12 protein-coding genes are annotated in these 8,984 nt (G+C 65.5%); 6 read left to right on the top strand and 6 right to left on the bottom strand.

The window, feature by feature from the left end:
- Nucleotides 1–29 precede the first annotated feature (29 nt).
- The 3 genes from GPJ75_RS13185 to GPJ75_RS13175 are packed head-to-tail and all read right to left on the bottom strand — an operon-like array spanning nucleotide 30 to nucleotide 4,075.
- On the bottom strand, nucleotides 30–1,910 hold the full coding sequence (locus GPJ75_RS13185) for an ABC transporter ATP-binding protein (RefSeq protein WP_163268804.1): 1,881 nt from the start codon (nucleotides 1,908–1,910) through the stop codon (nucleotides 30–32).
- A gap of 2 nt (nucleotides 1,911–1,912) precedes the next feature.
- The gene (locus GPJ75_RS13180; protein ID WP_163268803.1) at nucleotides 1,913–3,763 is read right to left on the bottom strand and encodes an ABC transporter ATP-binding protein; all 1,851 of its coding nucleotides are present in this window, start codon (nucleotides 3,761–3,763) and stop codon (nucleotides 1,913–1,915) included.
- A gap of 30 nt (nucleotides 3,764–3,793) precedes the next feature.
- Nucleotides 3,794–4,075 (bottom strand): hypothetical protein, encoded by a 282-nt coding sequence (locus tag GPJ75_RS13175; protein ID WP_163268802.1) that lies wholly within the window; start codon nucleotides 4,073–4,075, stop codon nucleotides 3,794–3,796.
- Nucleotides 4,076–4,370: 295 nt separating this feature from the next.
- Between GPJ75_RS13175 and GPJ75_RS13170 the strand changes: the two genes are divergently transcribed.
- Nucleotides 4,371–4,832 (top strand): tRNA (cytidine(34)-2'-O)-methyltransferase, encoded by a 462-nt coding sequence (locus GPJ75_RS13170; protein ID WP_163268801.1) that lies wholly within the window; start codon nucleotides 4,371–4,373, stop codon nucleotides 4,830–4,832.
- Nucleotides 4,833–4,963: 131 nt separating this feature from the next.
- Here GPJ75_RS13170 and GPJ75_RS13165 read toward each other — a convergent pair whose 3' ends face one another.
- On the bottom strand, nucleotides 4,964–5,221 hold the full coding sequence (locus tag GPJ75_RS13165; protein WP_159587070.1) for a hypothetical protein: 258 nt from the start codon (nucleotides 5,219–5,221) through the stop codon (nucleotides 4,964–4,966).
- Nucleotides 5,222–5,324: 103 nt separating this feature from the next.
- On the opposite strand from GPJ75_RS13165, the gene hemF reads away from it, so the two are divergent.
- The 3 genes from hemF to GPJ75_RS13150 are packed head-to-tail and all read left to right on the top strand — an operon-like array spanning nucleotide 5,325 to nucleotide 6,805.
- Nucleotides 5,325–6,239: an oxygen-dependent coproporphyrinogen oxidase gene (gene hemF, locus GPJ75_RS13160; protein ID WP_163268800.1), complete on the top strand. Its 915-nt coding sequence runs from the start codon at nucleotides 5,325–5,327 to the stop codon at nucleotides 6,237–6,239.
- 43 nt (nucleotides 6,240–6,282) lie between these two features.
- Nucleotides 6,283–6,546, top strand: a complete 264-nt coding sequence (locus GPJ75_RS13155) for a BrnT family toxin (RefSeq protein WP_163268799.1) — start codon at nucleotides 6,283–6,285, stop codon at nucleotides 6,544–6,546.
- Complete coding sequence (locus GPJ75_RS13150) at nucleotides 6,536–6,805, top strand: helix-turn-helix domain-containing protein (RefSeq protein ID WP_163268798.1); 270 nt, start codon at nucleotides 6,536–6,538, stop codon at nucleotides 6,803–6,805. The genes GPJ75_RS13155 and GPJ75_RS13150 overlap by 11 nt, the downstream gene beginning before the upstream one ends.
- Here GPJ75_RS13150 and GPJ75_RS13145 read toward each other — a convergent pair.
- Both GPJ75_RS13145 and GPJ75_RS13140 read right to left on the bottom strand, forming a co-directional pair.
- Nucleotides 6,802–7,434 carry a LysE family translocator gene (locus GPJ75_RS13145; RefSeq protein ID WP_163268797.1) on the bottom strand — a complete coding sequence of 211 codons (633 nt, stop codon included), beginning with the start codon at nucleotides 7,432–7,434 and terminating at the stop codon, nucleotides 6,802–6,804. The two genes, GPJ75_RS13150 and GPJ75_RS13145, sit on opposite strands and share 4 nt — an antisense overlap.
- Nucleotides 7,435–7,468: 34 nt before the next feature.
- Nucleotides 7,469–7,813 (bottom strand): cupin domain-containing protein, encoded by a 345-nt coding sequence (locus GPJ75_RS13140; protein ID WP_163268796.1) that lies wholly within the window; start codon nucleotides 7,811–7,813, stop codon nucleotides 7,469–7,471.
- Between the two features lie 83 nt (nucleotides 7,814–7,896).
- Here GPJ75_RS13140 and GPJ75_RS13135 point away from each other — a divergent pair, with 83 nt between their 5' ends.
- Together GPJ75_RS13135 and petA are read left to right on the top strand one after the other, a co-directional pair.
- Nucleotides 7,897–8,208 (top strand): DUF6665 family protein, encoded by a 312-nt coding sequence (locus tag GPJ75_RS13135; RefSeq protein WP_163268795.1) that lies wholly within the window; start codon nucleotides 7,897–7,899, stop codon nucleotides 8,206–8,208.
- A 192-nt stretch (nucleotides 8,209–8,400) separates the two neighbouring features.
- Nucleotides 8,401–8,964, top strand: a complete 564-nt coding sequence (petA, locus tag GPJ75_RS13130; protein ID WP_163268794.1) for a ubiquinol-cytochrome c reductase iron-sulfur subunit — start codon at nucleotides 8,401–8,403, stop codon at nucleotides 8,962–8,964.
- Nucleotides 8,965–8,984: the final 20 nt, after the last annotated feature.

The following is an 8,984-nucleotide window of genomic DNA, read 5'->3' as shown; positions in this document are numbered from 1 at the left end:
CGTCGTTAGAACACAATTGGCAAAATCGCCTACTCCGCCGCCAGCCTCTCGCCCAGGAACCCGCCCGACTGGCGCTTCCAAAGCTGCGCATAAAGCCCGCCGCGCGCGATCAACTCCTGGTGCGAGCCTTCCTCGACGACGCGGCCTTCGTTGAGCACGATCACGCGGTCGAGCGCGGCGATGGTGGAGAGGCGGTGGGCGACGGCGACCACGGTCTTGCCTTCCATCAGGCGTCCAAGGTTCTCCTGGATCACCGCCTCGATCTCCGAATCGAGCGCCGAGGTCGCCTCGTCGAGGATGAGGATCGGCGCGTTCTTCAGCATCATGCGGGCAATGGCGATGCGCTGGCGCTGCCCGCCCGAAAGCTTCACCCCGCGCTCGCCCACATGGGCGTCGTAGCCGGTGCGGCCCTTGGGGTCGGCAACCTCAAGGATGAAATCATGCGCCGAGGCCCGCTTGGCAGCGGCCACGATCTCGGCTTCGCTGGCGCCGGGCTTGCCGTAGGCGATGTTGTCGCGGATCGAGCGGTGCATCAGCATCGGCTCCTGGCTGACGACGCCGAACTGGGCGCGCAGCGAGGCTTGCGTGACCTCGCGGATGTCCTCGCCGTCGAGCAGGATGCGGCCGCCCTCGATGTCGAAAAGCCGCAGCATCAGGTTGACGATGGTCGTCTTCCCCGCCCCAGAGGGGCCGACAAGGGCGACGCGCTCGCCCGGGCGGATGTGAAGGGTCAGCCCTTCCAGAACGCCGCGTTCCCTGCCGTAGTTGAAGGTGACGTTCTCGAAGCGGATATCGCCCGCAGCGTGCGCGATCGCCCGCGCGTCCGGCGCATCCTGGATGGCGGGCCGGCGCGAGATCACCCCGGTGGCGTCCTGCACGGTGGCATAGGCGCGGATGAGCCCGTTGACGGAGAACATCATGTAGCCGGACATCTGGTTGAGCCGGAAGACGAGGCCCATGGCGGCGGCGATCTCGCCGGTCGAGGCGTTGCCGTTCATCCAGCTCATGACGGCGAGCGTGCCGACCGCCGTCATCATGATGCCGTTCAGGATGAAGACGGCGGCGCGCACCCGGGTGATGGCGCGCGTCAGGGTGCGCACGGCCTTGAGCAGGCGGGCCATGCCGTCGCGCACATAGGCGTGCTCGCGCCGTCCGCTGTCGTAGAGCTTGACGGCCATGATGTTGGTGAAGGCGTCGACCATGCGGCCGTTGAGGATCGAGCGCTCGTCGGCCCGCCACCTGCCGGCCTCGCGCAGCGGCGGCAGCAGGTAGCGCGCGGCGATCACGAAGGCCGCGAACCATAGCCCGAGCACCAGCCCCAGTATGGGATCGAGTGCAGTCAGGATGGTGCCGGCAAGCAGCAGGAAGGTGAAGAAGCTCCACATGGTCTGCAGCGCCGAGACGATGAAGTCGCCCGTCGCCTCGCCGCCCTGCATGATCTTGGTGGCGATGCGGCCGGCGAAGTCGTTCTGGTAGAACTCGTAGGGCTGGTCCATCACCCGGCGGAAAGACTGCCAGCGCACCCGCTGATAGAAGGAGGGCGCGATCACCTGCTCCTCGATCACCGTGTTGACGAGCATGACGCCGGCGCGCGCGAAAAGCACCAGGAAGGCGAGCCCCAGGAGCGTCGGCCAATGGTCGGCGATAAGGGTTGCCGGCGTCGAGGTATCGAGCAGGTCGATCAGCTTGCCCAGCCCCCAATAAAGCCCTGCGTCCACCACGCCCGCCAGACCGCCGATGACGAGGAGAAGGACGAACGGCCACTTGGCCTGCGTGGCGAAGAAGAGGATGAACCTGAACGCATCCGTCGGCAGCACCTCGCGCTCGGTGTCGCCGAAGGGGTCGATCACCCCTTCGGCGCGCCGCCACAGGCGCTCGTTCAGGCCATGCCCTTCTTCGTCCGCGTCCATCGTCACTCCGCTGCCTCCGCCGCCTGTTCGACATCGAGGAACCCGCCCGACTGGCGCTGCCAGAGCTGGGCGTAGATGCCGCCGCTGGCGATCAGTTCGTCGTGGGTACCCTCCTCGACGATGCGGCCCTCGTCCATGATCACCAGCCGGTCCATCGCCGCGATGGTCGACAGGCGGTGGGCGATGGCGATCACCGTCTTGCCCTGCATCAGCGCCGCCAGGTTCTCCTGGATCGCGGCTTCGGCCTCCGAATCGAGCGCCGACGTTGCCTCGTCCAAGATCAGGATCGGCGCGTCCTTCAGCATGACGCGGGCGATGGCGATGCGCTGGCGCTGGCCGCCGGACAGCTTGACGCCGCGCTCGCCGACATGGGCGTCGAACCCTTTCCGTCCCTTTATGTCGGACAGGTCCTTGATGAAGTCCAGTGCCTCGGCGCGCCTTGCCGCCTCGCGCACCATGGCCTCGTCGGCGTCAGGCCGGCCATAAAGGATGTTGTCGCGCACGGAACGGTGCAGCAGCGAGGTGTCCTGGGTGACCATGCCGATCTGTGCGCGCAGCGAATCCTGCGTCACGTCGGCGATGTCCGTCCCGTCGATCAGGATGCGCCCGCCTTCAAGGTCGTAGAAGCGCAGGAGCAGGTTGACCAGGGTCGACTTGCCGGCGCCCGAGCGGCCGACGAGGCCCACCTTCTCGCCCGGCCGGATGGTCAGCGACAGGTCCTCGATCACGCCGCCCTTCTTGCCGTAGTGGAAGCGGATGCGGTCGAAGGCGATTTCGCCCTTTCCGACGCGCAGTTCCTTGGCGTCCGGCCGGTCGTCGACCACGCGCGGCAGCGAGATCGAGCCGATGCCATCCTGCACGGTGCCGATGTTCTCGAACAGCATGGTCATTTCCCACATGATCCACTGCGACATGCCCCAGAGCCTCAAGACGAGGCCGAGCACCACGGCGACGGCGCCGATCGACACCATCTCGCCCATCCACAGCCATATGGACAGGGCGCCGACAGTGAACAGGCACAGCGAGTTGAGCAAGTAAAGCAGCCCATAGAGTCCCGTCACCAGCCGCATCTGCTTGTAGACCGTCTTCAGGAAGCCGGACATGCCCTCCTGCGCATAGGCCGCCTCGCGGCGGGCGTGGGAGAACAGCTTCACCGTCTGGATGTTGGTGTAGCTGTCGACCACGCGGCCGGTCATGACGGAGCGCGCGTCGGCCTGTTCCTTGGCCACGCGCCCCAGCCGCGGCACGAAGTTGCGCAGCAGCACGATGTAGCCGATGAGCCAGACGGCGAGCGGGGCGGCCAGCCGCAGATCGGCGGATGCCACGATGACCAGCATGCCGGCGAAATACACCGTCACATAGTTCAGCACGTCGATCAGCTTGATGACGCATTCGCGCACGGCGAGCGCCGTCTGCATCAGCTTTGTGGCGATGCGGCCGGCAAACTCGTCCTGGTAGAACGTCATCGACTGCTTGAGCAGATAGCGGTGCACCTGCCAGCGGATGCGCATGGGAAAGTTGCCCAGGAGCACCTGATGGTTGGTCAACGAGTGGAGCACCACCGTCAGGGGCAGGAACACCAGGATGACGAAGGCCATACCCGCCAGCTTCCAGCCCTCCTCCTCAAGGAAGGTCTCCCGGTTCCGGTCCGCCAGCCAGTCGACGATGTTGCCGAGGAAGGAGAACATCCACACCTCGGTAATCGCGATCGTCGCCGTCAGGATCGCCAGGAGCGTCAGATACCCCCATGCGCCCTTGATGAAATGCAGGCAGAAGGCGATCAGCGTCTTCGGCGGCTCTTCCGGCTCATCGGCCGGGAAGGGGGGAAGGCGTCTTTCGAACCAGCTCAGCATCGTTTTATCCTCGATAGCCTCGTCGGGCACTCAGCGGTGCCCCTTGCGCGGCACGGTCGGTGCGCCGGGCTTTGAATTCTTGATAGGTCGGGCACCCGCCTTGCCGGCGAGCTGCCTCGGGTCGGCGCCTTTCTCCAGCGGCGTCTTTGATCCCGAATGCGCCCTTTGCGCCTTTGCGCCAAGGGCAGCGGAGAAGGCTCCTGACAGGGTCTTGGCAGGAGCCATGCCGGCACCGTCCGGCGGCAGTGCGGTCGCGGCGGGGGCGATGGGTGTTTTGGGCGCTTTGCGCCCTTTGGGAAATTTTGCAGACATGGAGCGAATCCTTGCGGAATTCCGGAAATGGTTCCGGCGGATTCGCTCGTGCGTGTTCTACAGGGGAGAAGTAGGCTTCGGAACGAAAACCGCCGTCAGGCCGTGAGCCCGGCCCCGCGCGAGGGGCGTTCACGGACGATGGAAACGAACATCCGGTTATCCATGTCTGTCTCCAGCAGTTTACGTCGGTTGCGGCGGCCTTATATCCGAAGAGGCCGGGGATGGCCAGAGGCTCCGCCGCCATATAATCACCTTCACCGGCCACTGTGGCCCGAAGGCTACAATTGGTCACGCCATGAACGGAAATGATATCCGCATCGCCCTTTTCCAACCGGACATTCCCGGCAACACCGGCGCCATCCTGCGCATCGCTGCATGCCTGGGCCTGACGGTGGACCTGATCGAGCCTGCCGGCTTCGACCTGTCGAGCCGGGCGCTGAAACGGGCGGGCATGGACTATCTGGAGATCGCCTCCCTCAACCGCCACACTTCCTGGGAAGCCTTCGACCACTGGCGGCGCGAGGAGGAACGGCGGCTCATCTTGTTCACCACAGCCGCCGCCGTGCCCTACACGGCCTTCTGCTTCCGCGAGGGCGACATCCTTCTTTTCGGGTGCGAATCGTCGGGCGTGCCGGAGGCGGTGCACGAGGCGGCCGATCACCGGCTCGTCATTCCCATGCACGAGAAGGCGCGCAGCCTCAATCTCGCCGTCGCCGTCGCCATGGCCTGCGGCGAGGCACGCAGGCAGGTGGGGTAGGGTGGTTCTGCCATCATCCAGCACGCGCGGCTTCTCCTTCACGGCAATCGAAGGATGGCCGGCTACACCCTCAACTTAGGTTGAGGTCAAGGGGGCGCGAAGGGGCACGATGCTAAATCGCAACTGTAAAGCTAATCAGCGCTCGGCAGCCGGCGCATGGTGAATTCGATCACGTCGCCGGGGCGCTCGCACCAGCTTTCGATCTCGGTCCAGTAGGCCTGCTTGGGCCAGCGTTCCAGCCATTCGCGCGCCTTGGCTCGGGCCTCGGCCCGCGGCAGCGAGAAGGTCTCGCGCAGGAAGCCGTCGCGCGGCAGGCGATGGCCGTTGGCGCGCTTCTTGTCGAGGGCATGCTTCAGGCCCTCGAGCGGAGGCTTGGCGGGCACACGCACGAAAGAACTCCTTGACCCGTTGGACAGGGAGATTAGGGATCGCGAGAGGAAAATGCGAGTCCTTTGTCCGCCATGCGCGGCGCCGGACGCCGGAGGAGCGATCATGGAAAGACCCGACATACCGGCCGGACTGCCCGAGGATATCGAGGGCAAGAAGGCGGCGGCGAAGGCCTGGTTCGAGACCCTGCGCAACCGCCTCTGCACCGCTTTCGAGGAACTTGAGGACGCGCTCACCGGCCCTCTCTCGACCCGCGCGCCCGGCCGCTTCGAGCGCACGCCCTGGCAGCGCGAGGAGGGCGCGGGCGGCGGTGGCGTGATGTCGCTCATGCATGGCCGCGTGTTCGAGAAGGTGGGCGTGCACACCTCCACCGTCCACGGCGAATTCTCGCCCGAATTCCGCCAGCAGATTCCCGGCGCCGAGGAGGATCCGCGCTTCTGGGCCTCCGGCATCTCGCTCATCGCCCACCCGCAGAACCCCAACGTGCCGGCTGTGCACATGAACACGCGCATGGTGGTGACGACGCGCCAATGGTTCGGCGGCGGCGCCGACCTTACCCCGGTGCTCGACCGCCGCCGCACCCAGGAAGATCCCGACACGGTCGCCTTCCACAAGGCAATGCGCTTCGTCTGCGGCCGGCACGGCCAGATCGCCGACTACGACCGCTTCAAGCGCTGGTGCGACGAATATTTCCATCTTCCGCACCGCGACGAGCCGCGCGGCATCGGCGGCATCTTCTACGACTGGCTGAAGAGCCCCGAGGAAAAGGGCGGCTGGGACGCCGACTTCGCCTTCACCCAGGATCTCGGCCGCGCCTTCCTCGTCATCTATCCCTATCTGGTGCGCCAGAACTTCGACACCAACTGGACCGAGGCCGACCGCGAGGAACAGCTCGTGCGCCGCGGCGGCTACGTCGAGTTCAACCTCCTCTACGACCGCGGCACCATCTTCGGCCTGAAAACCGGCGGCAACGTCGACGCCATCCTCTCCAGCATGCCGCCGGTGGTGAAGTGGCCTTGAGGGACTTGCGGATTGTACGCTAGAAGCGTATATTCCCCAGTAGATGGAGATAGCGTTCGATCCGGAAAAGGACGAAAAGAACCGCCGGGAACGCGGGCTTTCACTCGCCGTTGGCCGCGAAGTTATCCGAAATCAGGTGGCAACCTTCTTGGATGACAGGCGAGAATATGGCGAAGACCGGTATGTGTCGTACGGATATGTGGGAGACAGGCTTCACGTTTGCGCCTTCACGATACGCGACGCGGTCTTTCGAATTATCTCCGTAAGAAAAGCCAATGACCGGGAGGTCAGGAAACATGGTCGATGAAGATTGGGACGACAACCCCGAGTGGGACGAGAGCAATACACGCCCGCTCGACGCGCCCGCGAAGCTAAATTTCGTGCGCGCTCTGCTTGGAATGAATCAGGCCGATTTCGCCGCGCTACTCGGCATCCCGCTCGCCACGCTCCGCAATTGGGAGCAACGGCGCACAGAGCCCGACGCAACGGCGAAAACGCTGATCGATCTCATCTTTGCCGACCCGCAGGGCATGCGCGAACGGCTGGAGCGCCGCAACGCGGCTTAGGGCCTCAGCGTTGCCAGCTTCAGCCCGAAAGCGACGAAGACCGCTCCCGTCACGGCCTTCACCCACCGCTGCACGCTGGGCTGGCCGCCGAGCCCCTTCAGCGTCGAGAAAAGCAGCACCAGGGCCGAAAACCACACGATGTTGATAAGCGAGTGGATCGCCACCAGCAGGAATGCCCACGTCACGCCGTCGGCGCTGGCGGGGATGAACTGCGGGAAGGCTGCAAGGTAAAACATCGACACCTTCGGGTTCAGCGCGTTGGTGAGGAAGCCTTCAGCGACGGCACGCGCCAGGGTGCGCCTGCGTCTGGCCGGGGCTACATGCGCCGGCGCGGTCACGCCCTTCCAGGCTTGCCACAGCGCCTTGACGCCGATGAAGCACAGATAGGCCGCGCCCAGCATCTTGACGACGAAGAAGGCCTGCGCCGACTGCATGAGGATGATGGAGATACCGAGGATCGACAGCGCGCCGTGCAGGTAGAAGGCGGCGAAGAAGCCGGCGATGTTGGCAAAGCCCGCCGCCTTGCCGGAGGTCGGCACGGTCTTGGCGATCAGCACACCGTTGGGCCCGGGCGAGATCACCAGAAGGGCTGCGACAAGGCTGAACGCCGAAAGCTCCAGAAGCGTCATCGGGAAGTTCCTTTCTGCGGCACCCGCGCCGCCGTCACTCCAGCCATTCGGTAACGAACCGCTCGCTGGCATGGATATCGGTGGTCTCCAGCACCCCCGGCCCGAGGTTTTCGAATTTGTGCGGCGTGCCGGCCGGCACCACCAGGATCTGTCCCGCCTCCGCGTCGATCGCCTTGCCGTCCACCGTGAAGCGGGCGCGGCCCCGGCGCACGATGAAGGTCTCGGGATACGGGTGGGTGTGAAGCCGCGGCCCCGCACCGACCTTCTCACTTGCAAAGAAAATGACGGAGATGCCGGCCTGGAACGGGCCGCCCTCCCATTCGCCGTGCCAGCCCTCGGGCAGGTCGGCCCAACTCTCGCGGTTGATGACATGCGCCATGATGGGCACAATATGCCCCGCCTCCGGTTTCTGTCGAGGCGTTATGTCGAGACGGAACGGTCGCAGATCGTCAGGAGAATTTCATGCCGCGTCCCCCGGCCTCATCGGGCGCCTCGCCCAAGCCCCGCACCGGCATTGCCACGCTCGACTACGAGCTTGCCGAGGAGATGGCGGCCGCCCTTGGCCGCGCTGGCCGGCGCGCCGAGGAGAGCCTGGCCCGCCTTGCCGCGCATAACGGCGTGGGTGCGGAACGCGCCGGCTTGCTGCGCGAGGCGGCGGATGCCGTCTATGCCTACTTCATCCAGCGCGAGATGTGTGGGCTGAAACGGCACGACGAGGTGGTGCGCCACCTGGCCATCCCGCGTGCGGTCCTGGTGCGGCTCGGCGCGCGGTAGCGGCGAGGGTTGTTATCCCCGCGACAATCTGCCCTGCGTCTCTCCGGCGTCTGGACAAGTCAGACCGTCGAGCATAGAAACCATCGCCAATTGCCGGGGGAACGGCCGGCCCGTCGTGGCGAATCCGAGGGGCAGGTGCGTGTCGACATGCGCTTCTTCCCGGCAGGCATCAGGTAAAAGGACCGCAGCTCCGTGAACGCTACCGATTCGACCGAACACACCCGTCGCGACTTTCTCTACGTGGCCACGGCCACGGCCGGCGCCGTGGGTGCGGCCGGCGCCATTTGGCCGTTCATCGACCAGATGCGCCCCGACGCCTCCACCAGGGCGCTGGCCTCCATCCAGGTCGATGTCTCGGCCGTCGAGCCCGGCATGTCGTTGACGGTGAAGTGGCGCGGCCAGCCCGTCTTCATCCGCAACCGCACCGATGAGGAGATCGAGGCGGCCCGCCAGGTGCCTCTCGAGGATCTCAAGGATCCCATCGCCCGCAACGACAACCTGCCGGCCGACGCGCCGGCCACGGACATCGATCGCTCGGCCGGCGAGGGCAAGGAGAACTGGCTGGTCATGATCGGCATCTGCACGCATCTGGGATGCGTGCCGCTTGGCCAGCAGGGCGATTTCGGCGGCTGGTTCTGCCCCTGCCATGGCTCGCATTACGATACGGCAGGGCGCGTCCGCAAAGGGCCCGCGCCGGAAAACATGGCCGTCCCGGCATTCGAATTCATCTCCGACACGGTCGTTCAGATCGGGTAGGCAAGGGAGCGTATTTCAAG

Source organism: Chelativorans alearensis (assembly GCF_010993735.1).
In the GTDB taxonomy this organism is placed as follows: domain Bacteria; phylum Pseudomonadota; class Alphaproteobacteria; order Rhizobiales; family Rhizobiaceae; genus Chelativorans; species Chelativorans alearense.
This window is presented reverse-complemented; position numbering and strand designations above follow the sequence as displayed.

Bases quoted from the DNA above. Each gene is read 5' to 3' on its own strand.
- GPJ75_RS13180 (WP_163268803.1), bottom strand. From the start codon at position 3,763: ATGCTGAGCTGGTTCGAAAGACGCCTTCCCCCCTTCCCGGCCGATGAG.
- GPJ75_RS13150 (WP_163268798.1), top strand. From the start codon at position 6,536: ATGGTCGATGAAGATTGGGACGACAACCCCGAGTGGGACGAGAGCAAT.
- hemF (WP_163268800.1), top strand. From the start codon at position 5,325: ATGGAAAGACCCGACATACCGGCCGGACTGCCCGAGGATATCGAGGGC.
- GPJ75_RS13170 (WP_163268801.1), top strand. From the start codon at position 4,371: ATGAACGGAAATGATATCCGCATCGCCCTTTTCCAACCGGACATTCCC.
- GPJ75_RS13145 (WP_163268797.1), bottom strand. From the start codon at position 7,434: ATGACGCTTCTGGAGCTTTCGGCGTTCAGCCTTGTCGCAGCCCTTCTG.
- GPJ75_RS13140 (WP_163268796.1), bottom strand. From the start codon at position 7,813: ATGGCGCATGTCATCAACCGCGAGAGTTGGGCCGACCTGCCCGAGGGC.
- GPJ75_RS13155 (WP_163268799.1), top strand. From the start codon at position 6,283: ATGGAGATAGCGTTCGATCCGGAAAAGGACGAAAAGAACCGCCGGGAA.
- GPJ75_RS13185 (WP_163268804.1), bottom strand. From the start codon at position 1,910: ATGGACGCGGACGAAGAAGGGCATGGCCTGAACGAGCGCCTGTGGCGG.
- GPJ75_RS13175 (WP_163268802.1), bottom strand. From the start codon at position 4,075: ATGTCTGCAAAATTTCCCAAAGGGCGCAAAGCGCCCAAAACACCCATC.
- GPJ75_RS13135 (WP_163268795.1), top strand. From the start codon at position 7,897: ATGCCGCGTCCCCCGGCCTCATCGGGCGCCTCGCCCAAGCCCCGCACC.